Annotated in this window: 25 protein-coding genes and 2 pseudogenes; 9 read left to right on the top strand and 18 right to left on the bottom strand. The window is 66.0% G+C overall.

Translation table 11 applies throughout. From position 1 onward, the window contains the following. Nucleotides 1–757: 757 nt before the first annotated feature. Together RM96_RS13575 and RM96_RS13570 are read right to left on the bottom strand one after the other, a co-directional pair. Entirely contained in the window at nt 758–1,687 is a 930-nt protein-coding gene (locus RM96_RS13575) for a 2-hydroxyacid dehydrogenase (protein ID WP_039011167.1), read from the bottom strand. A gap of 13 nt (nt 1,688–1,700) precedes the next feature. Then, complete coding sequence (locus RM96_RS13570; RefSeq protein WP_039011166.1) at nt 1,701–2,471, bottom strand: class II aldolase/adducin family protein; 771 nt, start codon at nt 2,469–2,471, stop codon at nt 1,701–1,703. Nucleotides 2,472–2,581: 110 nt separating this feature from the next. Between RM96_RS13570 and RM96_RS13565 the strand changes: the two genes are divergently transcribed. Continuing rightward, the gene (locus RM96_RS13565) at nt 2,582–3,262 is read left to right on the top strand and encodes a Crp/Fnr family transcriptional regulator (protein ID WP_052279498.1); all 681 of its coding nucleotides are present in this window, start codon (nt 2,582–2,584) and stop codon (nt 3,260–3,262) included. Between the two features lie 24 nt (nt 3,263–3,286). Here the strand turns inward: RM96_RS13565 and soxR are convergent, their stop codons facing one another. Next, on the bottom strand, nt 3,287–3,778 hold the full coding sequence (soxR, locus tag RM96_RS13560; RefSeq protein WP_039011164.1) for a redox-sensitive transcriptional activator SoxR: 492 nt from the start codon (nt 3,776–3,778) through the stop codon (nt 3,287–3,289). Between the two features lie 109 nt (nt 3,779–3,887). On the opposite strand from soxR, the gene RM96_RS13555 reads away from it, so the two are divergent. Then, on the top strand, nt 3,888–4,316 hold the full coding sequence (locus RM96_RS13555) for a RidA family protein (protein WP_039011163.1): 429 nt from the start codon (nt 3,888–3,890) through the stop codon (nt 4,314–4,316). Nucleotides 4,317–4,329: 13 nt separating this feature from the next. Here the strand turns inward: RM96_RS13555 and RM96_RS13550 are convergent, their stop codons facing one another. Both RM96_RS13550 and RM96_RS13545 read right to left on the bottom strand, forming a co-directional pair. Beyond that, nucleotides 4,330–5,001: a hypothetical protein gene (locus RM96_RS13550; RefSeq protein WP_238587255.1), complete on the bottom strand. Its 672-nt coding sequence runs from the start codon at nt 4,999–5,001 to the stop codon at nt 4,330–4,332. A gap of 13 nt (nt 5,002–5,014) precedes the next feature. After that, nucleotides 5,015–6,409 (bottom strand): selenium-binding protein SBP56-related protein, encoded by a 1,395-nt coding sequence (locus RM96_RS13545; protein ID WP_039011162.1) that lies wholly within the window; start codon nt 6,407–6,409, stop codon nt 5,015–5,017. 450 nt (nt 6,410–6,859) lie between these two features. Between RM96_RS13545 and RM96_RS13540 the strand changes: the two genes are divergently transcribed. Next, a complete protein-coding gene (locus tag RM96_RS13540) occupies nt 6,860–8,245 on the top strand; it encodes an MFS transporter (RefSeq protein WP_039011161.1) in 1,386 nt (461 codons plus the stop codon). A gap of 16 nt (nt 8,246–8,261) precedes the next feature. Here the strand turns inward: RM96_RS13540 and RM96_RS13535 are convergent, their stop codons facing one another. Continuing rightward, nucleotides 8,262–9,209, bottom strand: coding sequence for a LysR substrate-binding domain-containing protein (locus RM96_RS13535; protein WP_039011160.1), 948 nt, complete (start codon nt 9,207–9,209; stop codon nt 8,262–8,264). A 94-nt stretch (nt 9,210–9,303) separates the two neighbouring features. Here RM96_RS13535 and pcaH point away from each other — a divergent pair, with 94 nt between their 5' ends. The 4 genes from pcaH (at nt 9,304) to pcaDC (ending at nt 13,263) form a co-directional block, all read left to right on the top strand. Then, a complete protein-coding gene (pcaH, locus tag RM96_RS13530; protein ID WP_039011159.1) occupies nt 9,304–10,005 on the top strand; it encodes a protocatechuate 3,4-dioxygenase subunit beta in 702 nt (233 codons plus the stop codon). A gap of 4 nt (nt 10,006–10,009) precedes the next feature. Beyond that, on the top strand, nt 10,010–10,579 hold the full coding sequence (gene pcaG, locus RM96_RS13525) for a protocatechuate 3,4-dioxygenase subunit alpha (RefSeq protein WP_039011158.1): 570 nt from the start codon (nt 10,010–10,012) through the stop codon (nt 10,577–10,579). A gap of 91 nt (nt 10,580–10,670) precedes the next feature. Beyond that, nucleotides 10,671–12,059 (top strand): 3-carboxy-cis,cis-muconate cycloisomerase, encoded by a 1,389-nt coding sequence (locus RM96_RS13520; protein ID WP_082016541.1) that lies wholly within the window; start codon nt 10,671–10,673, stop codon nt 12,057–12,059. A gap of 28 nt (nt 12,060–12,087) precedes the next feature. After that, nucleotides 12,088–13,263 (top strand): bifunctional 3-oxoadipate enol-lactonase/4-carboxymuconolactone decarboxylase PcaDC, encoded by a 1,176-nt coding sequence (pcaDC, locus tag RM96_RS13515; protein WP_039011216.1) that lies wholly within the window; start codon nt 12,088–12,090, stop codon nt 13,261–13,263. A gap of 4 nt (nt 13,264–13,267) precedes the next feature. Here the strand turns inward: pcaDC and RM96_RS13510 are convergent, their stop codons facing one another. Beyond that, the gene (locus RM96_RS13510; protein WP_039011156.1) at nt 13,268–14,161 is read right to left on the bottom strand and encodes a helix-turn-helix domain-containing protein; all 894 of its coding nucleotides are present in this window, start codon (nt 14,159–14,161) and stop codon (nt 13,268–13,270) included. Between the two features lie 127 nt (nt 14,162–14,288). Here RM96_RS13510 and pobA point away from each other — a divergent pair, with 127 nt between their 5' ends. Next, nucleotides 14,289–15,458: a 4-hydroxybenzoate 3-monooxygenase gene (gene pobA, locus RM96_RS13505; RefSeq protein ID WP_039011155.1), complete on the top strand. Its 1,170-nt coding sequence runs from the start codon at nt 14,289–14,291 to the stop codon at nt 15,456–15,458. Here pobA and cobA read toward each other — a convergent pair. The 10 genes and pseudogenes from cobA to RM96_RS13455 form a co-directional block, all read right to left on the bottom strand. Then, nucleotides 15,459–16,212 (bottom strand): annotated as a pseudogene (gene cobA, locus RM96_RS13500) (uroporphyrinogen-III C-methyltransferase). Nucleotides 16,213–16,221: 9 nt separating this feature from the next. Continuing rightward, nucleotides 16,222–17,727 (bottom strand): nitrite reductase, encoded by a 1,506-nt coding sequence (locus RM96_RS13495; RefSeq protein ID WP_274520185.1) that lies wholly within the window; start codon nt 17,725–17,727, stop codon nt 16,222–16,224. Continuing rightward, nucleotides 17,724–18,887 carry a heme d1 biosynthesis radical SAM protein NirJ gene (gene nirJ / locus RM96_RS13490; RefSeq protein ID WP_039011154.1) on the bottom strand — a complete coding sequence of 388 codons (1,164 nt, stop codon included), beginning with the start codon at nt 18,885–18,887 and terminating at the stop codon, nt 17,724–17,726. The genes RM96_RS13495 and nirJ overlap by 4 nt, the downstream gene beginning before the upstream one ends. Before the next feature lie 2 nt (nt 18,888–18,889). Next, nucleotides 18,890–19,399, bottom strand: a complete 510-nt coding sequence (ahbB, locus tag RM96_RS13485) for a siroheme decarboxylase subunit beta (RefSeq protein WP_039011211.1) — start codon at nt 19,397–19,399, stop codon at nt 18,890–18,892. Between the two features lie 5 nt (nt 19,400–19,404). Next, nucleotides 19,405–19,866: an Lrp/AsnC family transcriptional regulator gene (locus RM96_RS13480; RefSeq protein ID WP_039011153.1), complete on the bottom strand. Its 462-nt coding sequence runs from the start codon at nt 19,864–19,866 to the stop codon at nt 19,405–19,407. Beyond that, nucleotides 19,863–20,849, bottom strand: coding sequence for a siroheme decarboxylase subunit beta (ahbB, locus tag RM96_RS13475; RefSeq protein WP_039011152.1), 987 nt, complete (start codon nt 20,847–20,849; stop codon nt 19,863–19,865). Before ahbB (RM96_RS13475) ends, RM96_RS13480 begins: the two co-directional genes overlap by 4 nt. A gap of 10 nt (nt 20,850–20,859) precedes the next feature. Continuing rightward, nucleotides 20,860–22,098 carry a cytochrome D1 domain-containing protein gene (locus tag RM96_RS13470; protein WP_082016540.1) on the bottom strand — a complete coding sequence of 413 codons (1,239 nt, stop codon included), beginning with the start codon at nt 22,096–22,098 and terminating at the stop codon, nt 20,860–20,862. Beyond that, a complete protein-coding gene (locus tag RM96_RS13465; protein ID WP_039011151.1) occupies nt 22,029–22,355 on the bottom strand; it encodes a c-type cytochrome in 327 nt (108 codons plus the stop codon). Before RM96_RS13465 ends, RM96_RS13470 begins: the two co-directional genes overlap by 70 nt. Before the next feature lie 46 nt (nt 22,356–22,401). Then, nucleotides 22,402–22,698: a c-type cytochrome gene (locus RM96_RS13460; RefSeq protein WP_193752452.1), complete on the bottom strand. Its 297-nt coding sequence runs from the start codon at nt 22,696–22,698 to the stop codon at nt 22,402–22,404. A 65-nt stretch (nt 22,699–22,763) separates the two neighbouring features. Beyond that, nucleotides 22,764–23,480: pseudogene (locus tag RM96_RS13455) on the bottom strand (cytochrome D1 domain-containing protein); the annotation flags it as partial. A gap of 822 nt (nt 23,481–24,302) precedes the next feature. Here RM96_RS13455 and RM96_RS13450 point away from each other — a divergent pair. Beyond that, the gene (locus RM96_RS13450; protein WP_039011148.1) at nt 24,303–24,965 is read left to right on the top strand and encodes a DUF429 domain-containing protein; all 663 of its coding nucleotides are present in this window, start codon (nt 24,303–24,305) and stop codon (nt 24,963–24,965) included. 203 nt (nt 24,966–25,168) lie between these two features. Here RM96_RS13450 and RM96_RS13445 read toward each other — a convergent pair whose 3' ends face one another. Further along, nucleotides 25,169–25,789: a hypothetical protein gene (locus tag RM96_RS13445; protein WP_052279497.1), complete on the bottom strand. Its 621-nt coding sequence runs from the start codon at nt 25,787–25,789 to the stop codon at nt 25,169–25,171. Between the last annotated feature and the right edge of the window lie 155 nt (nt 25,790–25,944).

The raw sequence follows: 25,944 nt of genomic DNA, 5'->3' as shown, positions 1-25,944 counted from the left end.
GGTTTCCGGGTTTGAGCCACCGCAGAATCGCCTCCTCATTCGGGAGGCGATTTTTTTTAACGGCCCTTCGCTGAAATGCGGGTGTGTGGGTTCTTGGATGCTCTGCTGTTTCGCCGGCGTAGCCGGCGACTCCCTTTTTGACTGCGCCAAAAAGGAAGCAAAAAGCGCCTTCTTGCCCGCCGGGCGGGAGTCTTATCGTAGCGTGCGCGGATTTTTGTACGGGTATTCGCTTCAGGGCATAGCTGGACTGCCTGCCGCGCAGATCGCCAGGGGCAACGCCGGGAACGGCGCTGTCCTCCCGACCTCGTGAGAGCGGAGTGGCTCCGTGATCGAGCGGCGTGCCTGCGGCAAGAGTCACAGCGCGGCAACCGTGGTGCGCGATGCAACTGCGCATGCTGACGGGCCTCAAGCTGCGTACCACTCCGCTCTCACGAGGTCGGGAGCACGGCCTGTCAATGCCTCGCGCCGTCTCGTCCCAACGTGGCAGGCATCGTAGCTATGCCCTGAAGCTCGTACCCGTACAAAAACCGTCGAACACTACGATAAGACTGGCCGTCCGCCGAGGACAGTAACGCGTTCTTTGGTTACTTTCTGTCGCTCGGACAGAAAGTGACTCGCCCTTCAGGGCGAAACCGGAACGTCGATCAACCACAGACGCAAAGCCGCAGGCAACCCACCACTGATGCGAATCAGCAGCCCCGCCACGACCTCATCCCCGCAATCCAGCGAAGAGCCATTTCTTTTGCCTCGTGAATCGTCAGTACCCGGCGTTCCGATCCACCTGATTCAGCAACTCGCGCCCATCGCGCGCACGCCGCAGGTTCTCGACGCATTGCTGAGCAACCAACTCATACGATGGGTCCGCCGCGATATGAGGCGTGGCTTCGATGCGAGGGTGATTCCAGATCGGATCGTCCGCTGCGGGAGGCTCCTTCGCAAATACATCCAGCGCCGCACCAGCAAGATGGCCGGCGTCGATCAACGCAATCAAATCGGCTTCGACCAGATGCTCACCGCGTCCGACATTGATGAAGAACGCGCCGGCCGGCAGCAGTGACAGTGTCTGGCGGTTCAGCAAGCCGTTGGTCTGCGAGGTAAGCGGCAGGGCGCAGACCAGAATATCGCTCTTCGAGAGCATAGCCGCGAATCCCTCATCGCCGGTGTAGTCAGTCACGCCGGGAATGCCCTTGCCGCTACGGCTCCAGCCAGCCACCGGGTAGCCGATCGCCGCGAACATGCGCGCCACCGCGCTGCCGATCTCGCCAAGCCCGAGCACGCCGACGCGGCAGCGCGAGAGATCGCGCCCGGGATGGCGCTTCCATTCGCCGCGCCGTTGCTGCTCGGCGTAGGTGCCGAGCCCTCGCGCATGGCGCAGCGCGGTTGCCAGCACGTAGTGCGCAATCCCGGTCTGCTGGCCGGGATCGACGATGCGGGTGACCGGCATGCCTTCGGGCAGGTCGGGCGCGGCCAGCAGTTTGTCGACGCCCGCGGTGGCGGCGCAGACCAGCCGCAGGTTCGGATACGTGGGCAGCACGCCGGGCTTCAGTCCCCAGGCGATGATGGCTTCTACCGCTTCCGGCGGCGCGGCTTCGCGGCCGTTCCACACCGGGATATCCGGCGCGGTGCGCTGCAGGGCAGCGGTGATCGGGCCGGCCATGAAGGAAGGCAGGTGTACGAGAATGGCCATGGTCAGATGCGGCTCAGTTGCGGTAGTCGGGGTTGATGCGGTCCAGGCGGCGCAGCAGCCCCGGCCAGGCGAGGTTGGAGCCCTTGCCCTTGGTGGCCTGGCGCGCCTGCTGGCCCATGTTCGTGCTGGCGGCTTCCGGCACCATCGTCAGCGGCGTGCCGCCGCTCTGCGCCAGGATCTGGATGCGGCAGGCGGATTCCAGCGTGTACATCGTCAGGAAGGCATCGGCCACCGTGCGGCCGCAGGTGAGCAGGCCGTGGTTGCGCAGGATCATCTGCTTGCAGCAGCCGAGGTCGGCCACCAGCCGCGCCTTCTCGTCCTCGCGCAGCGCCACGCCTTCGTAGTCGTGATAGGCGAGTCCGGTCAGCGCGAACATCGACTGCTGCGAGATCGGCAGCAATCCGGCCTGCTGGGCAGAGACCGCTACGCCATGCATGGTGTGCGTGTGCATCACGCAGCCGATCTCGGGGCGCGCTTCGTGCACCGCGCTGTGGATGATGAAGCCGGCCGGGTTGACGTCGTACGGCGTCTCCAGCACGGGCTGGCCTTCGTGATCGACCTTGACCAGGCTCGATGCCGTGATCTCGTCGAACATCATCCCGTAGGGGTTGATCAGGAACTGGTCGGGCGCATCCGGCACCCGCGCCGAGATGTGCGTGAAGATGAGGTCGTCCCAGCCAAAGTGGGCGACCAGGCGGTACGCGGCTGCGAGGTCGACGCGCATCTGCCATTCCGCATCGGACACGCGGTCTTTGACTGAGTCAACGAACTGGATCTGCGCCATGTGAAGGTCTCCCGGGCCATGTGGGTCAATGAACGGGGTGCATTCTGGCGTCACAGCGGGTGAAAGTCTGTTAAGTATTGGACAATCTCGGTTCCTGGAAGGAGGGCGATATGAAGGGCGTGGAACCCGACAAGACGCTGCTGCGCGGCGTGCTGGCCAGCGGCTGGCTGCGCAATGCGCCGGCCGCCGTGCTCGATGCCGTGGCGAAGGCCGCACGCCGCCAGCGCTTCAGCAGCGGCGCCATGATCTTTGCGCGCGGCGATGCGCCAACCAATTTCTGCATGGTGCTGTCGGGCCGCGTGCGCATGAGCCGCGTCAGCACCGGCGGGCGCGAGTCGGTGTATTCGGTGGTGGGCCGCGGCCGCTGGTTCGGCGAGATCTCGCTGCTCGACGGCAAGCCGCGCACGCACGATGCCATTGCCGTAGGGAACACCGAGCTGCTGGTGCTGGGCAGGCGGGAGTTCCACCGTATCCTGGCAGCGCATCCTGAGGGGATGCAACTGATCGTGCAGCAGATCTGCGCACGCCTTCGCGTGGCCTTCGACAACGCCGAGAGCGCAGAGCAGGCACCTGTGGATGCCAGGATGGCGGCAAGGCTGCTCGAACTCGCCGACCGCACGGACCACGTCGTGCACATCACCGCGGAAGACCTGGGCGACATGGTCAACCGCTCGCGGCAGACCGTGGCCAAGTATCTGCAGGCATGGGAAGAGAAGGGCTGGGTGCGGCGGCACTACCGGCAGATCGAACTGCTGGCGCCCGCCGAGCTGAAGCGGCTGGTCAGGGCGTGAGCGCGGTGTTGCGGCCGCCGGCGCTCATTCCACCACCGGCGGGAAATGCGGCCCCGGCCCTTCGCCCGCCAGCGTGTCCTGCGGATTGCGCAAGGGGCATTCCTTCAATGACAGGCAGCCGCAGCCGATACAGCCGTCGAGCTGGTCGCGCAGTTGCGTGAGCGTGCGAATGCGCTCGTCGAGATCTTCGCGCCAGCCTGCGGACAGACGGCGCCAGTCTGCCACCGTCGGCGCACGTCCGGCCGGCAGCGTCTGCATTGCCTGGGCGATGACTGCCAGCGGCAGTCCCATCCGCTGCGCCACACGGATGACGGCGAGCCGGCGCAGCACGCTGCGCGGATAGCGCCGCTGGTTCCCGTCGCTGCGGGTGCTGGCGATCAGGCCCTTGGTTTCGTAGAAATGCAGGGCGGAGACCGCGATGCCGGTGCGTGCCGCGACTTCACCCACGGGCAGCAGGTCGCTCTTTCGCACGGCGCGGGGAGAGGTAGCGCGGGGGGGGCTTGCGTTGGATACCATGGCTTTACCCGCTGGACGATTCCGGACCCACAATGCTAGCAGGGTCTGGCTTGACCTCAAGCTAAGTTGAGGTTGAATACTGGGGGCTCTTCCACTCCAGAGCCGCACCATGTCGCGAGCAGCCAGCAAGAGCAACGCCCTCACCTTTATCAATCCGCCGGGCTTGTATGATCCCCGTCCCAACGGCTATTCACACGTGGCGGTGGCAGAAGGGCCTGGCCGCATCGTCTATATCGCGGGGCAGGGCGGCGAGGACGCCGCGGGCGGGTTGTCGACGGATTTCCACCGCCAGGTTTCGCAGGCCATGAAGAACCTGAAGGTGGCGCTGGACGCCGCGGGCGCCGACGTCGGCGACGTGGCTCGCCTGACGGTGCTGGTAGTCGATCATTCCATGGACCGGCTGAAGATCTTCGGCACAGCCCTGCGCGAGATGTGGGGTGACCGGCCGACGCCTGCCTGCACCCTGATTCCGGTGCCACGGCTAGCGCTCGACAATATGCTGTTCGAGATCGAGGCGACTGCGGTGCTGACAGCGTGAAGCGCCATCGATCTCAGTGGAGCAGGAGCAGCGCGCCGCACAGCAGCAGCGCGGCGGTCCACAGCAAATCGAGATTGATCCAGCCGGTGCGCAGGAAGCCCACGCCGATGCGGTCGTACACCAGCAGCGAGATGGCGCTGATGGCGAGCAGCATCGCGCCGGTATGCAGCACGAGCGCAAGGATGGCGGGTGCAACGGCGCTGCTGCCGGCGATGGCACCCGACACCGGCGACACGCACAGCGGCAGCAGCACCGGCACCAGCATCAGCCCGGCGCCGTGCATGCCGGCCATCAGGAACGACCAGAACGCCAGCCCCGCCATGCCCGCCTGCATGCCCACGCGCGGGCGCATGCGATGGCCGCGCCAGACGTGCCAGAGTGCCCAGCCGATTAGCACGGCGCCGCCCAGCCTCGCGAAGAGGCGGGGATCGAGCATGCTGCCAAGATAGAGGGCCAATGCCACGAACACGGCCACGGCCACGGCGTGACCGATGGCGATGGGCAGCAGCGAAAGCAGCACCACGCGGCGCTGCCGCCGGTGCAGGCCGAGCGCCACCGCGAACAGCCAGCCCATGGCAGGGTTGATGCCATGGAACAGGCCGAGTGCGGCAACGGTCAGCCACGGCCACCATGCGGCCCATTGCACCTCGGCGGCAGGGCCGAACGTTGTAGTGATGGCGTTCAACGCTGCCTCCCGGCTACGGATAGCAGTAGGAATCCGACGAGCAGTCGCCGCCCTGCAGCCTGACCTGGTGCGGACGATGGCCCTTCGGCCAGTCAATGAAGAAGCGCTGGTCGAACGAGATCCCGCCTTCGGGCGCGGCGTCTAGCTTGACCATCCAGCCGTCGATGCCGTCCGGGTAGAACTGCGGGTCCACCGCACCATACAGCGAATTGGTGAAGTAGATCCGGCGCCCGTCGCGGCTGACTTCCACCATCTGCGGGCCGCCGTTCAGCGCGCCGTTCTTCGCGCCCGGATGCGTGGCGCGCGAGACAATGCCGCCAATGCGCACCTTGCCGGTGAGCTTTGGCGCAAACGGGTCCGACACATCGTATTGCAGCAGGTCGCCCGTGCCCCAGCACGACACATAGAGGAAGCGGTCGTCCATCGACAGGTCGATGTCGCTTACCAGCGGCGGCACCGCCTTGAAGCCCTTGAGCAATGGCGGCAGCAGGTCCGGGTCGGCGGCTTCCGCGGGAATGTCGATGACCTTCTTCACCGCCCACTTGTCCTTGTCGCGATACCAGGTCCAGATCGAGGACGACAGATCCTTCAGGCTGATCACGCAGTTGACGAAACCGTAGGGTTTGGTCGGATCGTGCGCCGGGCGCAGTTCGAAGACGAGCTGGTATTCCTCGCCGAAGTCGATTTCCTGCAGGTGCCTGCGTCGCGTGAAATCCCAGAAGTGCAGGCGGCGGCCATAGCGCGCGCCGAGCAGGATGTCGGCAACCAGGCCGTCCTCGACCATGTCCGGCGTGCCCCATTCGCTGGTGACCAGCGTGTCGTAGCCGAGGTGCCACCAGCCGTCATAGGCAAAGTACTGCGGTCCGCGCTCGACTTCCCATCGCCCCAGCGGCTCGAAGCTTTCGGGATCCAGCATCAGGATGCCGCCCGGGCCCTTGCCCTCGGCGTTGCCCAATGCCGTGACGTAGATGCCGCCTGGCCCGCAGTGCACGGTATGCGGCCGCGTGTAGCCGGTGCGCTCGGCCAGCGTCTCGGGCTCGATCACCTTGACGATGGCCGGATGCAGCGGATCGGGTTTGGTGTCGAGGATATAGATGCGCGACGAACGCAGGCCTGGCACCACCAGGTAGCGCCGCTCCATATGCGGGTGCGGGGCGTTGGGGCACAGGCAGGACGAACAGGCATTCCAGCCGAAGTGGTGCAGTTCGTCGCCGGGGTGCTGCATGGCGACCTGCCCGACGATCGTCGAATACCCGGCGGAGGCGGGATCCACGTTGACCACGGCGATACCGTCGGGCTGCTTTCGCTCGGGATCGAACATTGCCACGTAGGCGATGCCTTCGGCCGGCGCCTTGGCAGCAAGGCGTGGAGAGGGATAAAAGCTCGGGTCCGGCTTCCAGGTTGCCATGATGCGCCTCCGTGTACCGCGGGCATTCCAATATAGGACACATCAAGACGCAGGCGACGCAAGCCTCGTCAGCGTGTTCGGACTCCGGATGCGTGAAATTGGGATGTAAATTGAGAATTCACGCCTTTTGCATGAAATTTCCTTACTCAATCAAGCGGGCGTTTGTATTGCCGGGCCATAAATTCCACGTATGTCGTATTTGTAGATAGAAATAGCCGATAAATGTCAAAAGATACGAATGATTCGGCGATTTGTTAGAAAAAATGGCATATCTCTCGTTAGAAGAGTCGACAAATTCAGCACCCTCCCGCCGGGTTAACGCTAATTCTGCGCTGCAATGCCGGTTGCCTAAGATGCGTTCAACCAGGGAACATCAGTTCGCTAATAGAACATGATCGCGCACCCCGCCAACGAGCGGGCCGTGCCATCCCGAGGCAAACGGAGACAACAGTGCCCCAATCCACCCAAACGCCGGGCGGCGTCGCAGACGTCCAGGCCCTGATCGACGGCCAGCGCTTCACTGGCTACCAGTGGCTCATTCTTGTCCTGTGCTTCCTGATTGTTGCCATAGACGGCTTTGATACCGCGGCGATGGGCTACATCGCGCCGGCCCTGGTGCAGGACTGGGGGATCGAGAAGGCGGCGCTCGGGCCGGTCATGAGCGCGGCCCTGTTCGGGCTCGCGTTCGGCGCGATCTTTGCCGGCCCGATGGCCGACCGTGTTGGCCGCAAGAAGGTGCTGGTGCTGTCGGTCTTCTTCTTTGGCGCCTGCAGCCTGGCCACGGCGTTCGCGCCAACGCTCGGCTGGTTGACCGTCCTGCGCTTCCTGACCGGACTAGGACTGGGCGCCGCCATGCCCAATGCGGTGACGCTGACATCGGAATTCGCGCCGCAGCGCCGCCGGGCGGTGCTCGTGAACACCATGTTCTGCGGCTTTCCGCTTGGCTCCGCGGCCGGCGGCTTTGTCGCGGCCGCGATGATTCCCCACCTCGGCTGGCACAGCGTGCTCCTGCTCGGCGGCATCCTGCCCCTTGTGCTCGCGGTACTGCTCGTCCTGCTGCTGCCTGAGTCCGTGCGCTACATGGTCCTGCGCAACTATCCGGCCGGCCAGATCCGCAACGTGCTCCGGCGCGTGACCGGTGCGGAACTGAGCGAGGCGAATGCGTTCGTGATCGGCGAACAGGCCCCCGCGACAAAATCCCCGATCGGCACCGTGCTGGCGCCCGGTGTTCGCCTGGGTTCGGTGATGCTGTGGTGCACCTACTTCATGGGCCTGGTCATCTTCTACCTGCTGACGAGCTGGATGCCCACGCTGATGAAGGATGCGGGCTTCACGATCCAGCGCGCATCATTCCTGACCGCGCTCTTTCCGCTCGGCGGCGGCATCGGCACGATCGCGGCCGGCTGGTTCATGGACCGCTTCAATCCGAACAAGGTCATCGCCATCACGTATGCCGCGACTGGCGTGCTGATCTTCGCAGTGGGCCACGGCACCGGCAGCCAGGCGCTGCTGGGTGTGCTGATCTTCCTGGCCGGCACGGCGATGAACGGGGCGCAGTCATCGATGCCTTCGCTGGCCGCGGCCTTCTACCCGACGCAAGGGCGCGCGACCGGCGTGGCCTGGATGCTCGGCATCGGCCGCTTCGGCGGGATTACCGGTGCGTTGCTCGGCGCCGAGCTGCTGCGCCAGCATCTCGGCTTCGATACGATCTTCACCTTGCTGGCCGTGCCGGCGTTTGTTGCCGCGGGCGCGCTGATGGTGAAGCAGTTCGGCAGCCGGCCGCTGACCGGCACTGAGGCATCGGCCAGCGGCAGGGAAAGCATGGCAAGCCACTGAGCGGCGGAACAGGACCCTAGGCAAGCGGCTGGGCCACGGCGCGAATGCAGTTCGCCAGCGCCTCCGCCATCGGCGTCAGCGTACGGTCGCGGTGGCGCAGGAGGCCGATCGGCTCCTCGGTGCCTTGCATATCGGCCGGCAGCAATACCAGCTCGCCCGCGGCCACCGCGCGCTTCGTGGCAGAGTGGGGCGCCGCCCACACGCTATCGCTCTGGCTCGCCAGCAGACGTCCCAGGTAGGCATCGGAGGTCTCCACGCATCCGTTCGGCACGGGCAGGCCGTGCCGGGCGAGCAGGCTTTCCGTGTTGTGCCGCGGAATCGAGCCCACGGCCGGAATGATCAGCGGCCATGACAGGGCGTCGACCAGGGCCGGGCGCGATTTGGCGGCGAGCGGATGACCGGGACGCACGGCAAGCACCAGTGAGTCCGGGCCGAGGGACTCGAACCACAGCCCTTCCATGGCGGCCGGGTCATCCATGCGCCCAATGACCAGGTCGAGCACATCCGCCTTGAGCTGGTCGATGAGGTTGCGGTTCATGCCGGTCTGCACGGCAAGGCCGACCTCCGGGTGTGCGGCCCGAAAGCGCAGGAGGGCGTCGGTCAGCACTGCCGGCACGACGCTCGGCAGCGCGCCCAGCCGGACGCGTTCCTGCGGCAGCGATTCCGCGCCGGCCATGCTGTCCGCGGCCGCGTCGATATCGGCAAGGATGCGCAGTGCGTGACGCAGGAACCGCGTGCCCGCCGTGGTCAGCTCGGTGCCGGCGCGCTGCCGGACCAGCAAGCGCGTGCCGGCCAGTTCCTCCAGTTCGGTCAGCGTCTTGGAAACGGCCGGCTGCGTCAGCCCCAGGCGGTCCGCGGCGCGGCCAAGGTGCTGCGTCTGCGACACCGCGACGAAGCAGTAGAGATGCCGAAGCCGCACGCGGTTGCGGAAGATTTCCAGTGCGGGCGGAGAGGGTGTCGTCATGCTAAAAATTCATCGTAATTCGCTGAAATCTCAATTTACATGACTTTATGCGTTGCTTAAAGTCTGAACATTCCAACGACAAGGAGACTGCGCGATGACCCGCCTTGCCCAGTACCGTCGTCCCTACTGGGACACCCAGCCCGAATACCGATTCGATCCCTACGCCTCCACCCAGAAGCGCTCGCCGGACCAGCCCCTGATCGCGCTGCCGCAGTCCTTGTCCGAGGTGACGGGGCCGACCTTCGGCGCCGAGTTCGTGCGCGAAGGCGATAACGACCTGACCGTCGGCAACGGTGGCCAGCCCATCGGCGAACGCATCCTCGTGACCGGCCGCGTGCTGGACGAGAACGGCCGCCCGGTGCCGAACGCGCTGGTCGAGATCTGGCAGGCCAATGCCGCCGGCCGCTACGTGCACAAGCGCGACCAGCACGACGCGCCGCTCGACCCGCATTTCTCGGGCGAAGGCCGCACCGTCACCGATGCCAGCGGACACTACCAGTTCAAGACCATCAAGCCAGGCGCCTATCCCTGGCGCAACCACCACAATGCCTGGCGGCCGCAGCATATCCACTTCTCGCTGTTCGGCAACGCCTACGCCACGCGGCTGGTGACGCAGATGTATTTCCCCGGCGACCCGCTGCTGCCGTTCGACCCGATCTTCAACTGCGTGCCCGACGAGAAGGCGCGCAACCGCCTCATCGCCGCGTTCGACTGGGAGACCACCCAGCCCGAATACGCGCTTGGCTACCATTTTGATATCGTGCTGCGTGGCCGTGATGCCACGCCGACGGAGTAAGCCCATGCTGTACGCCACCGCATCCCAGACTGTCGGCCCTTATCTCCATATCGGCCTGAGCGCGCTGAACTGCGCCGACCTGACCGCCAGCGCGCCGGAATTGGCCGGCCAGCGCATCGTGATCGAAGGCCGCGTGACCGACGGCAACGGCGAGCCCGTGCCGGACGGCATGGTCGAGATCTGGCAGGCCAACCCGGCCGGCCGCTATCGCCACCCCGAAGACAGCCGCGAACTGCCGCTGGTGCCCGGCTTCACCGGCTTCGGCCGCGTGCCGACCGAGGCCGACGGCTCGTTCCGCTTCGTCACCGTCAAGCCCGGCACCGTGCCAGGGCCAGACGGGCAGCCGCAGGCGCCGCACATCATGGTGTCGGTGTTCATGCGCGGGCTGGTGAAGCATGTGGCTACGCGGATGTACTTTCCGGACGAGGCCGCGGCCAACGCCGCCGACGCCGTGCTGGCGCTTGTGCCGGCCGAGCGGCGCGGCACGCTGATCGCCAGCGACGCCGGCAACGGCACGCTGCGCTGGAACATCGTCCTGCAGGGGCCGGGCGAGACCGTCTTCTTCGATATCTGAAAATATGCCGGGGCATGCGCCCCGGCGCGAAAGCGCGTCGCATAATCAGGTTGTCGTCAACGTCACGACCCCATACGCCCCTCACGCCCCAATGCCAACTGCTACGCGCCTTACCGACCCCATGTTCGGCAGCCCGGCCGCGCTGGAGATTTTCTCCGACGCCGGCACGGTGCAACGCATGCTCGCCGTGGAGGCCGCGCTCGCGCGCGTGGAAGCGGAGTGCGGCGTGATCCCGGCCGCTGCCGCGGAGGTCATCTCTGAAGTCTGCCGCGACATCGGCGTCATCGACCTTGATGCCCTGGCTCAATCTGCAGTCGCCGCCGGCAACCTCGCGATTCCCTTCGTCCGGCAGCTGACCGCCGCCGTGTCCGCGCGCGATGCCGAAGCAGCGCGATTCGTCCATTGGGGCGCCACCAGCCAGGACATCATCGACACCGCGCTGGTGCTGCAGATCGGCAACGCGCTGCGCGCGCTCGACACCGACCTGGTCCGCCTGGGCGAAGCCTGCGCGACGCTGGCTGCGGCGCATCGCACCACGCCGATGGTGGCGCGCACCTGGCTCCAGCACGCACTGCCGACCACCTTCGGCCTGAAGGCCGCCGGCTGGCTCGACGCGCTGCGCCGCGATCTCGGCCGCCTCGGCGCCACGCGAGCACAGGCCCGCTCGCTGCAGTTCGGCGCCGCCGCCGGCACACTGGCCAGCCTTGGCGATGCCGCGCCGCGCGTGACGGCCGCGCTGGCCCGCGAACTCGGCCTCGAAGCACCGGTACTGCCCTGGCACGCGCATCGCGACCGCATGGTCGAAGTGGCCACCACGCTCGGCATGCTGACCGGCACGCTCGGCAAGATGGCACGCGATATCTCGTTGATGATGCAGACCGAAGTGGCGGAAGTGGCCGAGCCGTCTGGCCCCGGCCGCGGCGGCTCCAGCACGATGCCGCACAAGCGCAATCCGGTCGGCTGCGCGGCGGTGCTGACGGCATCGGTCCGCGTGCCGCCGCTGGTGGCGACGATGCTGGCCGGCATGGTGCAGGAACACGAGCGCGCGCTCGGCGGCTGGCAGGCGGAGTGGGACACGCTGCCGCAGATCGTCACGCTCGCTGCCGGCGCGCTGCGCCAGATGGGCGAGGTGGTAGCCGGGCTGCAGGTCGATGCGGCGCGCATGCGTGCCAACCTCGACATCACCCACGGCCTGATCCTCGGCGAAGCGGCGATGCTGGAACTCGGCGGCAGGATCGGCCGGCTGCAGGCGCACCACCTGGTGGAGCGCGCCTCGCAGCGCGCCGTGGCCGAAGGCACCAGCCTGCGCGACGCGCTGGCCCGCACGCTGCAGGAGGATCCTGCCCACGCGGGCCTGCTCGATGATGCTGCGCTCGATCGCCTTGCCGATCCCGCCAACTACGCGGGCCAGTCAGCGACATTTGCCGATGCGTCGGTGCAGGCGTGGAAAGCCGCGCTTGCTGCGCGCGCAGCGCACTGACTGGCCAAAGCCCCCCAAGGAGACTGCATTGCCCTATCTCGATCACGCCGGTGCCCGGCTCTTCTATACCGTCGACGGCCCGGAGTCCGCGCCGGCCATCATCTTCTCCAACTCCCTTGGTACCGACTACACCATGTGGGAGCCACAGGCCGCCGCGCTGGCGGGCCGCTTTCGTGTCGTGCGCTATGACACGCGCGGCCATGGCCGTTCGACGGCGCCTGGCGATGCCTTCGACATCGAGCAACTGGGTCAGGATGTCATCGCCATCCTCGACGCGCTGGGCATCGGGCAGGCGGTGTTCTGCGGCTTGTCGATGGGCGGGCTCACCGGCATGTGGCTTGGCATCCATGCGCCGCAGCGCTTTTCGCGGATCGTGCTGGCCAATACCGCCGCAAAGATCGGCAATGCGGACGGATGGAATGCGCGCATCGACACCGTGATGCGCGACGGCATGGCCGTGATGGTCGCGCCTTCCATCGAGCGCTGGTTCACGCCGGGGTTTGCCGCCACCGCCGACCGCGCGCTGGACGGCCTGCGCCACGTGCTCGCGGGACTCGATCCGCGCGGCTATGCCGCCAACTGCGCGGCCGTGCGCGATGCGGATTTTCGCGAGGGGCTATCGTCCATCACGGTGCCGGTGCTGGTCATCGCCGGCAGCCACGACCCGTCCACGAGCGCACAGGAAGGCCGCGCGCTGGCCGACGCGATTCCCGGTGCGCGCTTGGTTGAACTGCCCGCCGCGCATATCTCCAGCTTCGAGCAGCCCGGCCGCTTCACCGCTGCGCTGATCGATTTCGTGAACGGCCGCCTGCCGGTGACCGACGACCACGCGCGCTACGAAGCCGGCCTGTCAGTCCGCCGCGACGTACTCGGCAGCGCCCACGTCGATCGCTCGCTCGCACGGCTGACGCCGCTTAACGAGGAGTTCCAGAACCTGATCACGCGCTACGCCTGGGGCGAGATCTGGACGCGCGAAGGCCTGCCGCGGCATACCCGCAGCCTGCTGACCATCGCCATGATGGTGGCGCTGAACCGTTCGGAAGAACTGAAGCTGCATCTGCGTGCCGCCGCCAACAACGGCGTGACGCGCGATGAGATCAAGGAGGTGCTCCTGCAGGTCGCGATTTATTGTGGGGTGCCGGCGGCGAATTCAGCGTTCCACATGGCTGAGGAAGTCTTTGCGGAGATGGACAAGGCAGGCTGATCGATCAGCCTGACTGCACCGCAAACGCCGGCAATCGTGCCCGCCCCGATTGCCGGAACTCCGTCGGCGCCTGCCCCACCAGCCGCGCGAAGAAGCGCGAGAAATACGCCGCATCGGAGAACCCGAGCGACAGCGCGATGTGCTTGATTTCCAGGTCGCTGAAGAGCAGGTCGCGCTGCGCCTCGGCAAGCACGCGTGCGTGAATCATCTGCAGCGCCGACTGTCCTGAGGTCTGGCGACACACACGGTTGAGTTGTGTCGGCGTGACGCCGATCGCGCCGGCGTAATAGCTAATCTCTTTCTGCTCACGGTAGTCCGCCTCCAGCAGTTGCTGGAAATGCTGGAAATGCCGCGCGGGCCGGCTGCTGCTGCGCTCGGCGGCCGGCGCGGAAGCGTTCGCCAGCCGCGAGATGCCGATCAGTACCAGCGTCAGCAGTGCCGACAGCGACGCCCCGCGCCACGCGGACACCGTTTCCATCTCCCCACGAAAGAGCGACAGGGCTTCCGCCAACGCATCGCCACGCCGCACGCGGTCGTGGCGCGGGTGCTCGAACAGCGGTAGCGCATCCGGCACCCCGGCCAGCAGCGTTCGCAGGTGGCTGTCGGTCATGGTTACGACCATGCCGTCGGTGTCCGGTGTGAAGACGAAGCCGTGGATGTGCCGCGGCGGCATCGTCACCAGCGACCCGCTGCGCAGCGGCTCGCGGCGTTCTTCCAGCAGCGCTTCGCCGCCGCCCCCATGGATGTACAGAATTTGCAGGAATCGCTCGTGGCGGTGGGGCTTGATCTCCCAACCGTGCAGGCGGCTGCGCACGGCGATGGACTCGAAATGTAGCTGATCTGACAGCGGTTCCGAGGAATTCACGCCATACAGCGAGTAGGTCGGGACGGGTCTCAGGGGCGTATTCGGTGTTTACCAGCAATGTTCCGATTGTCCTGTCAATGGTTCGATCTGTCCATTCCTGTGCGGGCCCTCAGCGACTATCTTTAGCGCCAGAAGAGCGATATCCACAAGGAGACAAGACATGCGCACCCAGGTTGCCATCATCGGCGCCGGCCCCGCCGGCCTGCTTCTCGGCCAGTTGCTCGCCAAGGCGGGCATTGACAACATCATCATCGAGCAGCGCAGTCCCGACTATGTATTGGGGCGCATTCGCGCCGGCATTTTGGAGAGCGTGACCGTCGATGCGCTCGAGCGCGCCGGCGTGGCCGCGCGCCTGCGCGAGGATGGGCTGGTGCACGATGGCATCGAACTCGCGTTCGACGGCCGCCGGCATCGCATCGACCTGCATGTGCTGGTCGGTCGCAGCGTTACCGTCTACGGACAGACCGAAGTCACGCGCGACCTGATGGCGGCACGACAGGCTGCGGGCATTACCACGGTCTACGAGGCGCAGGATGTCAGCCTGCATGATTTCGGCAGCGCCCGGCCGGTCGTCCGCTACCGCAAGGACGGCATGGCCCACGAGATCCACTGCGACTACATCGCCGGTTGCGACGGCTTCCACGGCATCAGCCGCCAGAGCGTGCCGCAGACCGCCACGCAGACCTTCGAGCGCGTCTATCCGTTCGGCTGGCTTGGCATGCTCTCCGATACCCCGCCGGTCGCCGATGAACTGATCTACGCCAGCCACGAGCGCGGCTTTGCGCTGTGCAGCATGCGCTCCCGCACGCGCAGCCGCTACTACGTGCAGGTGCCGTCCAGCGAGCGGGTGGAAGACTGGTCCGATGAGCGCTTCTGGGATGAACTGCGCCGCCGGCTCGATCCGCAGTCGGCGCAGTCGCTGGTGACGGGCCCGAGCATCGAGAAGAGCATCGCGCCGCTGCGCAGCTTTGTCTGCGAGCCGATGCGCTTCGGCAACCTGTTCCTGGCCGGCGACGCCGCGCATATCGTGCCGCCCACCGGCGCCAAGGGACTGAACCTGGCCGCCAGCGATGTGCTGACCCTGGCCGACGGCCTGGTCGGCGTCTACCGGCATGATGACAAGCGCGAGCTGGATGCCTACTCCGCGCGATGCCTGCGCCGGATCTGGAAGGCCGAGCGGTTCTCCTGGTGGATGACATCGCTGATGCACCGCTTCCCGGACGCGGACGATTTCGCGCGACGCATGCAGCAGGCGGAACTGGACTACCTGATCAGTTCGGAGGCGGCCTGCAGGGCGCTGGCGGAGAACTACGTGGGCCTGCCGTACTGATCAGGCGCTTGCCACCGCACTCGTCCGCACGGGAACGTTCGCCTCCGATACAACACCGCCCACCATCACCACAGCAGGGCTGGCCAGCCCTGCAGCAATCGCATCGCCGAGCGTGGCAACCGTGCCAGTCCAGCATTGCTCACCCTTGCCGCCCGCTTGCATGACGATAGCGGCGGGCATGTCATGCCGCATGTCCGCCGCGAACAGCGCATCGCGGATCGCGGCCAACCGGCTCATGCCCATGTAGATCACGAGAGTGGTGCCGCCGGCGACCAGCGCACGCCAGTCGGGACTGCCGTCCTTGCTGGTGTGCGCAGTGACGAACGTGACGCCATGGCAGTGCGCGCGGTGCGTGAGCGCGATACCCAGCGCCTGCGCTGCCGCCATGCCGCTGCTGATGCCGTTGACCACCTCGACGCTGATGCCATGCGCGCGCAGGAAGGCGGATTCTTCGCCGCCGCGCCCGAACAGGAGCGGATCGCCGCCTTTCACCCGCGCCACGTCCTTGCCGGCCAGCGCGTGCATCAGCGTCAGTTGCTGGATGCGCGCCTGGCTGACCGAGCAGCGCCCGCCGCGCTTGCCGACCCATTCGATATGCGTGCCGGAGCTGGCACATCTCCGGCGAGACCAGGTCGTCGACCAGCCAGACCTGCGCCTGCGCGAGCACGCGCGTGGCGCGGACCGTTGCCAGGTCAGGATCGCCCGGCCCGACGCCGACCAGCCAGACCTTGCCTGATTGGAGTGGCTTGTTCATGTGACGTCCTCAGTGGCTGGTGCCCGACGAGCGGGTTGTCTTGTTGAATACGTTGTACTTGCCGATGGGCTTGTCCATCGGAATGCGCTTGACCTCACGCAGCGTCTGCGCGTCGTATACGACGATGGCGCCGTCGCGCTCCATCAGGCTGACCAGCGCGTAGCGGCCATCGCGCGTGAATTCGACATGCGCGGCGGTGCGGCCGGGGCTCGGGGTCACGCTGCCGACGACTTGCAGGCTTTGCTTGTCGATGACCTGCAGTGTGTCGCGGCGCGGGCTCATCATGGCGTCGGTCCAGACATATGGCGTGTCTTCGTGGCTGCGCAGGAAAAAGCCCGGCCCGTTGGTCTGCACGGTGCCGACGGTATGCCAGTCCTCCATGTCGATCACGCTGATGCGTCCCTGCTTCAGGTTGGGCGAAGCCATTACCTCGCGGCCATCGCGCACCCAGGTGATGCCGCTGCCAAGGTGAGGCATGCCGGACACCTCCAGTTCCGTCACCTGGCGCCCGCGGGCCATGTCGATCACCTGCCCGCGTCCGTCGCGCGAGGCGCCGAGGATATGGCGGTAGCCCTGGTCGAAATAGAAATCGTCGAGCACGTCGTCCAGCACGATGACGCGCGGTTGCATAGGCACGCCGGCATCGCCATAGGGCAGTTCCCACACCTCCGGAACGTCCTTGAGCGCGGCGATAAAGCTGTGGCGGGGCGCCGCGTCATAGACGGCCGAGACGCGCGAAGGCTTGCCGTCGCGTCCTCGCACGTCGTACACGCGCACCAGCGACAGGTCGTCGGCGCGAAGCAGCGCCAGGGTCCCGGGCAGCGTATTGCCGGCCAGTACCCACTTGCCGTCATCGCTCACGGCGACATTGCGCGTGTTGAGCGCCGCACGAATTTCGGCCGCATAGGTCAGGTTCCACAGGTCGTACTTGCTCACCCAGCCGTCGCGGCTGGCCATATAGACGTAGCGGCCGTCCTGGCTGAACTTGGGGCCGCCGTGCAGGGCAAAGCGCGTGCGGAAGCGGTGAATGCGTTCGAGCCGGTCGCCGTCGAGCACACTGATGTGGTGGCTGCCGGCCTCCACCACGAGGAACAGGTTGGTGGGATCGGCGGTGAATACCGGTTTAGCCGGGAGTGCCCCGGGGGCGTGGTAGACAACGTGCGAGGCTCGGATGTCGGCGGCGTCCCAGTGCGGCGCGATGGCGGGCGCGGTGCGCAGCCACACAGCGAGGCCGTCGAGCGCCGCTTCGTCGAGCTGTGCTGCAAAGCCCGGCATCTGCGTGGCAGTGCGGCCGTGGCGCAACACATCGGCAAGTTCTGCTGGGCGCAGGCGCTCCAGGCTTTCCGGCAGCAGGGCCGGCCCCATGCCGCCCAGACGATCCGTGCCATGGCAGGCCCCGCAGTGCTGGCTATAGTGCACCGCAGCAGCGGGCGCGGTTGTGCCAGCTGAGGACGCCAGCGACGCGTGGACCGCGGCAAGGGCTGTGATGACTCGCATCAACGTGCGCACACTCATACCAGCGCCTCCGCGTCAGGCGACGCTGCAATCTCGTCATCACGCAGGTAGCAACCGGGATCCTCGGCCCACGGATCGCCGCTGACCGCCCACGCGCGCACGCGCGTATTGCCGTTGCAGATGGCGCGGTGCGCACAGCGCGCGCATCGGCCCTGCAAGGGACGCGGCGACGCGGCGAGCCCCGCCATCAGCGGATGGCTGCGGTCGGCCCAGATGTCGCCGAAGGGGCGCTCGCGCACGTTGCCGAGCGTGACCTGCCACCACATCGTGTCCGGGTGCACATTGCCGAGGTTGTCGATATTGGCCACACCCACGCCGGTGGCGTTGCCGCCCCAGTTGAGCAGGCGCTGGCGCATGTCGGCGAGCCTTGCGGGATGCCGGCGGGCGATCCAATGAAGCAGGTACACGCCGTCGGCGTCATTGTTGCCGGTGACGAAGTCGCCGGCGTGGCCGCGCTGCGTGCGTGCCCAGACGTGATCGAACAGCCAGTCGAGCGCGGCGCGCGTGCCGGCGTGGCGGGCGTCGTCGGACTGGTGGCTGCGGCCGCGTCCCGCATAGTTGAAGTGGGACAGGTAGAACTTGTCGATGCCTTCGGCTTCGGTCAGGCCCACCAGCGCGGGCAGCTCGGCGGCGTTGGCCTCGGTCAGGGTCATGCGCACGCCCACGCGCAGCCCGGCATCGCGCGCTGCGCGCAGGCCGGCCAGGGCCCGCTCGAACGCGGCGGGGCTGCGGCGGAAGCGGTCATGCGTGGCCTGCAGGCCATCCAGGCTCACGCCGACGTAGTCGAAGCCGGTTGCTGCGAGCCGCTCCGCATGCGAAGCATCGAGCAACGTGCCATTCGAGGACAGCGAGAGGTGAAGGCCCAGCGCCCGCGCACGTGCGGCCACCTCATAGAGATCCGGGCGCAACAGCGGCTCGCCGCCGGAGAGAATCAGCGCGGGCACGCGTGCGGCCTTGAGCTGGCCGAGTACGTCCAGCGCTTCCGCCGTGCTCAGCTCGCCCTTGAATTCGGTGTCGGCGGAGGTCGAATAGCAATGCTTGCAGTTGAGGTTGCAGCGGCGCACCAGGTTCCAGATCACTACGGGGCCGGCGGGCCTGCGTGGCGGTGGCACCGGGCCTGCGTGGCGCAGGGCTTCCATGAATCGGGACAGGCGGAACATGATCAGTCTCTTTCCGTGGCCGGCGGCAGGCGCAGGCCGGTCTTCTTGAGGATGCGGGTGGACCACAGCACGTCATGCGCATGGCAGGCGTCGCCCAGTACGGCGGCAATGCGCGCCACCAGTGGCGCGGCCTCCTCGCGGGTGCGCGCGTGGACCATGGCGAACAGGTTGTACGGCCAGTGCGGCAGGCGTCGCGGACGGCGGTAGCAGTGGCTGACGAAGGGCAGCATGCCGATCTGCTCGCCCAGCACATCGATGCGGGCGTCGTCCACGTCCCACACCGTCATGCCGTTGGCGCGCCAGCCCAGCGCATAGTGATTGGGTACGGCGCCAATGCGGCGCAGCGTGCCGCGCGCTTGCATCGCGGCCAGCCGCGCGATCACCGCGTCTTCGGTGATGCCCAGCAAGGCGCCGATCTTGGCATATGGCGCGGGCACGAGCGGCAAGCCGCCTTGCGTGGCGCGCATCAGGACGAGGTCGATGGCGTCCGGCGTCCCGGCGGTATCGGTCATGGTCGTCATGCGGGCAGGTAAAGATTGACGAAGAACTCCCGCTCCTTCGGAAAGGGCAGGATCTCCACGCCGGCATCGGCAGCGATGCGGTGCAGTGCTGGCGCGACGTCCGCGGCATGGCCGACCGCCAGCACGAACCAGAGATTGAGATAGTGCGTGCGCGCATAGTGGTGCGCCACCTCAGGATGAGCGTTGATGGCGCCGATCACGGCCTCGAGCCGCTCGGCGGGCGCGTGGCAGGCGCACAGCACGAAGCGACCGCCGGCGCGCTCGATCTGATACAGGGGGCCGAAGCGCGTCAGCACGCCCCGGCGCAGCAGCGACTGCAGCCGGCCCAGCAGCGTTGCCTCGTCGATGCCGAGCGGCCGCGCGGCGTCCGCATAGGGGCGGGGCGTGAGCGGCAGGCCGCGCTGCAGCGCGTTGACGATGCGGCGATCCAGGTCATCCAGTTGCGGCGTGACGCTCATGCGTGCACCGGCTGCTGGGTGGCGTAGCGCGTACCGCGCTGCTTGTAGCAACGGGTGCCGACCAGGACGGCATGCGGTACCTGTCCGAGTCCCGCCTGTTCGTCGAATCGCTGCATGGCGGTTTCGAGATCCTGCGCATCACGCGCGTGGATCATGGCGAACAGGTTGTAAGGCCAGTCCGGCAGGCGCCGCGCACGCCGGTAGCACAACGTGACCCGGGGCATGCGCGCGAGCCGCATGCCAAGCGCATCGGCGCGTCCGTCGGGAACGTCCCATACGCACATGGCGTTGTGGGTGTAGCCGAAGCCGCCGTGATGCAGGATCACGCCGAGGCGCCGGATCACGCCGCTGTCCGACCATTGCGCCAGTCGGTCGAGCAGGCGATCCAGCGGCATGCGGCATCGCAGCGCCAGCTCGTGATACGGGCGCGGCGTCAGCGGCAGGCCGGCTTCCAGTGCCGCAACCAGCCGCCAGTCGTCATTGGTGAGCTGTTGCCGTGGCGGGGTTTTCGTCATGCGGTGCCGCCTGTGTGCCGCATGGCCTCTCAGCGAAAAGCCGAGGTCGATGTGGTACTCGCGCTCCAGTGGCAGGTCCAGTGGCGTCAGTTCGGTCTTCGCCGCGATGGCGGCGAGCGTGGCGTCCAGCGCGATGCGATCGCATGCACCGGCGACGGACCACAGGTTGTAGCGGTGCCCCTGCCGCGCATAGTTGTGACTGACGGCGGCACAGGCACTGACGCGCGCGGCCACGCGGTCAAGTTGCGCAGGCTCCACCGCGAGCGCGCCAAGTGTGCTGGCGCCGATGACGTTGGGCGCGAAGACTGCCCCGATGCGGCTGATCCGGCCGGCGCCGAGGTCGCGCGCCAGCAGGCTCAGCACGTCGTGCTCGCACAGGCCATGCGCGCCCGCCACGAGCTGGTAGGGACTCGGATGCAGCGGGAAGTCATGCTGGATGCTGTCATATAGCTGTCGTTCGTCGTACATGGCAGTTGCCTTACATGCCGAAGCGCTGCGCCCGGACGGTGAAGAAGATGCCGCTGGGGTTGTCCGCCGGCAGCGTGGCGAGGCGGTCGAAGGTGGCGGTGTCGTAGATCTCGACGCGGTTATCGTCGCGGCACGACAGCCAGACGCTTTCGCCCTTGGGTGTGAACTCCATGTGCAGTACGCCGCGACAAGGGCGCAGTGTGCGCACGACTTCGCGCGTGGCGGTGTCGATCACCTGCACGGTGTCGTTGTGCGGAAAGGCGAAGTTGACCCAGACCTGGCGGCCGTCCGGGCGCGCCATGACAAAGACCGGCTGCCCGGCCAGTTCGACGCGGCCGGCTTCCTGCCAGCCGTGGGCCGGATCGGCGATCAGCACTTCGTGGCGTCCCACCGCCGGCAGCCATGCCAGGCCTTGCGCCATCGCCCAGCCGCGCAAGTGCGGCATCTTGTAGACCGGCAGCGGCGCCGTGCCGCGCCCGTAGCCGGACATGACCTTGCGCGAGCGGGGCGGCGACTGCCACAGGTCGACCAGTGCCAGGCCGTCTTCGCCAAACAGGCCGGCCAGGTACCAGCGGCCGTCTGGCGTGACGAGGCCATCGTAGGGTTCGCGTCCTGCAGGCAGGCGCGTGACCTGCGGGTGGCGCGGATCGGCGATGTCGATGATCCAGATCTCGCCCGATTCGAACAGGCTGGCGGCCAGGCGACGGCCGGGCAGGTCTGCAAGCCCGACCACCTTGGAGCGGCGGCCATCGCTGCCGATTGCCGGAATGTCGGCCAGCGGCTCCAGCGTGGTGGCATCGATCAGGCGGATGCCGCCCGGCGCGTAGTTCTGCGCAGCCACCACCTTGCCGTCTTGCGAGATTGCGCCGCCGATGCTGTTGCCGGCCTGCATCACGCGATGCGTGATTCGCCCTTGCAGCAGATCGACGCGCGAGAGCCCGCCGTCGCGGCCAAAGACATAGGCAAAGCGCCCGTCGCGCGAGAACACGACGCTGGCATGGGACAGGTCGCCCAGCCCGTCAACCGTGGCGAGGCGGGTCATGCCGGAGGTCTCAACCACCTGGACGCGGCCTGCGGCGCGCTCGATCACGACACCGAGATCGCCGGTCCCGCGTACGGTGTCTGGTGTCCCGGTCAGGCTGGCGCACGCGACGAGCAAGGCAGCCGCGAGCAGTCCGATCAGTCGGCCGGAGAAGCGTAGGAAGCAGCGGCAGGTGCCTGCCCTGCCTGTAGTCGTTCGATCAGCCATTGGGCTTCGTCTTGCGTCATGAAGGGTTGCCAGGGCGGCATCGCGGTGCCGGGCCGGCCGTACAGGATCGTGGCGACCAGTCCGTCGCGCGGCTTGGCTGCAAGCGCAGCAGCGGTGAGCGGCGGTCCGAGTCCGCCGCGCAACGTCATGCCGTGGCAGGCGCCGCAGTCGTCGCGCAGCCAGTGGGCCAGTTGTACCTGGCGGGCCGGCGTGGGCGGGGCGGGGCTTGTGCAAGGACAGGCGCTGCCGACAGCCATGCGGCGACGATGATGCCGCGCCGCACGGCGCGCCCGGCGATGCGGCTCAGAGCGTGAGGACCCATTTGGCCAGCGTGTCGGCTTCGGCTTCGCTCACGCGATTGGCCGGCATGGGGACCACTCCCCATTTGCCGCTGCTGCCCTTGAGGATCGAATTGGCAAGCTGCGCGGTGGCATCCTTGCTGCCCTTGTACTTTGCGGCTACGTCCTTGAAGGCCGGACCGACCAGCTTCTTGTCGATGGCATGGCAGGCCATGCAGGCCTTGCCCGCGGCGAGTTCCTGGCTAGCGTGGACGGTGGCGGGCAGCACGGCGGCGGCGATCATGGCGATGACGGCTTTCATTGCGTTCATGGTTTGGCTCCGGAGAGCGGCGCAGCGGCACGTGGCCGTCCCGCTGCGGCGCGCGTTCAGTAGATGTCGTGCTGGGTGTTGTAGGCGTTGAACTTGCCGGTTGGCGTGATCAGGCGCGGGTCCTTGATGACGGTCTTCAGCGTGCGCGTCTTGTCATCGACCACCACCAGGGCAGACTCGCCGTCCTTGGTGCCCCATACCGAGAACCAGACTTCGTCGCCGGCCTTGTTGTACTCGGCCTGCACCACGCGCTTGGCGCCTTCGCCTTTCAGGTTCGCCCATTCCGCGATCGGCAGCACCTTGAAGCCGGCATCGAGGTTGCGCGTGTCGAACACGGCCACCGACTGGTTGAGCTTGGCGTCCGGGTTCAGCGGCGTGTCCACCCACAGGTTGGAAGACTTCGGATGCGTCTTGATGAAGAGCGAACCGCCGCCCTGGCCCTTGACCGTCTGCACCACCTTCCAGGCCTGCGCCTTGTGGCCGGTGGGGTCGGTGCCGATCAGGCTAATGGTTTCATCGCCGAGGTGGCTGGTAGCCCAGACCGGGCCGAACTTCGGATGCACGAAGTTGGCGCCGCGCCCCGGATGCGGTGTCTTGCCCACGTCGATTAGCGCCGCGAGCTTGTCTTCCTTGGTGTCGACCACGGCGATCTTGTTGGAGGCATTGGCCGCCACCAGGAAGTAGCGCCCGGTGGAATCGAAACCGCCGTCATGCAGGAACTTGGCCGAGTCAATGGTCGTGGTCTTGAGGTTCTTCAGGTCGGAGTAGTTGATGGCTCTTTACATTACAAGTGGCCAAAGTCTGCATTAAAAGTGACCAAAGGCCACCCCTGAAAAGACTGAAGAGCCAAGCGTGGAGCCGAATTGGGCGCTTCTAATGTTGCAGAGCCAGGCAAGGATAGAGGCTTCATGGCGGCCGCCTCGACCCTAGATTTTTCTTGCCCGGTTGCATTGACCGCTGACTGTCGAGACCTTGCGTCGGAGCAGCAGGCAACTACGGCCAGATTCAAAACCTGACTTCCAGATTCGGTTCCCGCGGAGTTGGCGAGTCTAGCCCCGAGATTTATATGTCTGTACTCACATTCGGCTCCGCAAGCGGAGTGCTATACGGAGGATGCAGACACTCTCCGCTTTCCTAGGTTCGCATCCCAGCGAGCTTCCCACCTATCTCGACGCCCACGACCTTGCAGCCATCTTCACGGTCACCCCTGCCACCATTCTTCGTCGCGCGAAAACCAAGCCGCATTCTTTGCCACCACCTGCGCATCTTGGTCCCAATTTTCCACTTCGCTGGCGCCAGACGGATGTCGCTTTCTGGCTAACGTCGAATGCGCCTTAACTGCGTCGGCTGCGGCTTCCCGGCGTCGCTGCCGGCCCGCAGGCCAGGACACCGTTGTAGTGCAGCTGCCAGTCCTCAAGCCTACGTGCAAGGGACGGGTCGGCAGCATCCTTGCGTGCGACGGAGCATGGCAAGTCTCCAGGTCAGCGTGCTTGCCAAGTAAGTGCGGAGAGGCCGGTTATTATGCTACTGCGCCAACGGCCTCGTTAGCACGACCGTAGTCAAGCCAAATTTGTCAGCGAGAGTAGGAGACGTTATTGGAAACGAATGCTTCAGGCACCGTTGCTGGCATCGATATCGGAGGCGCAAGAAAGGGATGTCACCTTGTCATCTTGCGAGGCCGCGACGTTGTCTGCGTCGGGAAGAGCAGCAATCCGGACGATTTGTACCAGCAATGTCTTCGGCACAACGTTGCAGCCGTCGGCATCGACTCGCCATGCCGGTGGAGTCAGGATGGAGCGGGACGGCTTGCCGAGAAAGAACTCGCCAAGGAGAGAATATTCTGCTTTTCGACTCCGATAGAGGAGCGAGCCCGGGCAAGTACCAGCGGATTCTATGGCTGGATGTTTAGCGGCGAGGGGGTCTTCAAGACCTTTGCACCGACACACCCGCTTCTGCCCGAAAGGCGCTACCCCGGGGGACGGGTCACCTTCGAGACGTTTCCGCACGCTATTACCTGTTCGCTTCTCGGCAAAGAGGTCGCCTCGGCCAAACTGAAGCGCGTTCAGCGACGCATGTTGCTGGAAGATGCGGGCATCGATACCAGGTCTCTAACCTCTATTGATGCCGTGGATGCTGCGCTCTGTGCACTGACAGCACAGCTCTTGCTCTTGGGGAAAACGCGAGCCTACGGGGACGCCCCTGGCGGATACATCTTTGTGCCCGATGCTGACATCTGGGATATTCGCTCCCTCCTTTGAGCTCCGCGCCACGGAAAGAAGCCTCTACGGTACTGGCCCCAACGCTTGGCCCCAACTTCCCGCTTCGCTGGCGCCAGGTTGACGTCTTCCGTTGGCTGCATGATGAAGAAGACTCAACTCTGCTCGCGAAAGGCCAATCAAGTTGGCAAGCATTTTCTGTCGTAACGGCGCGCTGAGGTGGTCATGGAATGGTTAGACGCATGCTATGCAGCATGAATCGTCTGAACCATCCACTCAAGAGCGCTGAGGAACCGAGCAAACTCCTGCTCGCTGAGGTCAGCCAGACGGACTTGAGGTGTCTTGGCAGCGGCATCGGAGGGCAGTGGACTTGGCAGTGCGGCATTAATGAGTTCAATGGCCTGTTGCATCTTCTCTGCGTCGCTAAATGGGGCTTTCGCGGAGAGAGGCTTCAAATACAGCTGTACCTTCCCGAAGGTATACATAGCCAGAAGAGCCTGTGCCTTAGGCGTCGAGCTAATCATCGGCACAAAGGAACCGTGCAACGAGCCTCGCCCCCACCAAATCGTGCTGTGTGCAGATGCCCAGTCCAGGAGCCGTCTGGCATATGGCTCGCCTTTAGGGTCCTTGTCCCGAAGTGCGACCATGAATGAAGACTCATCCCAGAGGCGCTCCTTTTTGGTTGCACTCTTGCGAACCTCAGCCTCGGATGTCTGACCGATGATGGTAGGCACAAAGGTCTTGAGGTTCTCGCCTATGTATTGCCGAATTTCGAGCGCAAGTACTTCCGCAGGGTCCATTTGGACGTTCAAGAACTCGACGATGCGCTTGAGTTCCTTGGGGATGTGGTCAGCGACAAATAGCATTCGGATTCTTCCCGCCTGCAAGTTCCCTTTGACCTTGCCCCAGAATTCATCAGGGCGTGTGAATCGCCGGCATGATGGTGCCAATCCGTCGCCGGCGTAATGGTGCCACCAGATCTTCGGCGTAATGGCGCCAGCAGATCACCGGCGTAATGGAG

This window comes from Cupriavidus sp. IDO (assembly GCF_000812465.1).
Classification (GTDB): Bacteria; Pseudomonadota; Gammaproteobacteria; order Burkholderiales; family Burkholderiaceae; genus Cupriavidus.
Note: the sequence above shows the minus strand (reverse complement) of the source record. Positions and strands in the feature narration are given on the sequence as shown.

Excerpts from the sequence above, each read along its gene's own strand:
- RM96_RS13535 (WP_039011160.1), bottom strand. The coding sequence starts at position 9,209 with ATGACGACACCCTCTCCGCCCGCACTGGAAATCTTCCGCAACCGCGTG.
- RM96_RS13570 (WP_039011166.1), bottom strand. The coding sequence starts at position 2,471 with ATGGCGCAGATCCAGTTCGTTGACTCAGTCAAAGACCGCGTGTCCGAT.
- RM96_RS13460 (WP_193752452.1), bottom strand. The coding sequence starts at position 22,698 with ATGAAAGCCGTCATCGCCATGATCGCCGCCGCCGTGCTGCCCGCCACC.
- ahbB (WP_039011152.1), bottom strand. The coding sequence starts at position 20,849 with ATGTACGACGAACGACAGCTATATGACAGCATCCAGCATGACTTCCCG.
- RM96_RS13545 (WP_039011162.1), bottom strand. The coding sequence starts at position 6,409 with ATGGCAACCTGGAAGCCGGACCCGAGCTTTTATCCCTCTCCACGCCTT.
- pobA (WP_039011155.1), top strand. The coding sequence starts at position 14,289 with ATGCGCACCCAGGTTGCCATCATCGGCGCCGGCCCCGCCGGCCTGCTT.
- pcaH (WP_039011159.1), top strand. The coding sequence starts at position 9,304 with ATGACCCGCCTTGCCCAGTACCGTCGTCCCTACTGGGACACCCAGCCC.
- RM96_RS13495 (WP_274520185.1), bottom strand. The coding sequence starts at position 17,727 with ATGAGTGTGCGCACGTTGATGCGAGTCATCACAGCCCTTGCCGCGGTC.
- RM96_RS13555 (WP_039011163.1), top strand. The coding sequence starts at position 3,888 with ATGTCGCGAGCAGCCAGCAAGAGCAACGCCCTCACCTTTATCAATCCG.
- ahbB (WP_039011211.1), bottom strand. The coding sequence starts at position 19,399 with ATGACCGATACCGCCGGGACGCCGGACGCCATCGACCTCGTCCTGATG.
- RM96_RS13465 (WP_039011151.1), bottom strand. The coding sequence starts at position 22,355 with ATGGCTGTCGGCAGCGCCTGTCCTTGCACAAGCCCCGCCCCGCCCACG.
- RM96_RS13470 (WP_082016540.1), bottom strand. The coding sequence starts at position 22,098 with ATGGCTGATCGAACGACTACAGGCAGGGCAGGCACCTGCCGCTGCTTC.
- soxR (WP_039011164.1), bottom strand. The coding sequence starts at position 3,778 with ATGGTATCCAACGCAAGCCCCCCCCGCGCTACCTCTCCCCGCGCCGTG.
- RM96_RS13480 (WP_039011153.1), bottom strand. The coding sequence starts at position 19,866 with ATGAGCGTCACGCCGCAACTGGATGACCTGGATCGCCGCATCGTCAAC.
- RM96_RS13445 (WP_052279497.1), bottom strand. The coding sequence starts at position 25,789 with ATGCTATTTGTCGCTGACCACATCCCCAAGGAACTCAAGCGCATCGTC.
- RM96_RS13520 (WP_082016541.1), top strand. The coding sequence starts at position 10,671 with ATGCCAACTGCTACGCGCCTTACCGACCCCATGTTCGGCAGCCCGGCC.
- RM96_RS13575 (WP_039011167.1), bottom strand. The coding sequence starts at position 1,687 with ATGGCCATTCTCGTACACCTGCCTTCCTTCATGGCCGGCCCGATCACC.
- pcaG (WP_039011158.1), top strand. The coding sequence starts at position 10,010 with ATGCTGTACGCCACCGCATCCCAGACTGTCGGCCCTTATCTCCATATC.
- nirJ (WP_039011154.1), bottom strand. The coding sequence starts at position 18,887 with ATGTTCCGCCTGTCCCGATTCATGGAAGCCCTGCGCCACGCAGGCCCG.
- RM96_RS13565 (WP_052279498.1), top strand. The coding sequence starts at position 2,582 with ATGAAGGGCGTGGAACCCGACAAGACGCTGCTGCGCGGCGTGCTGGCC.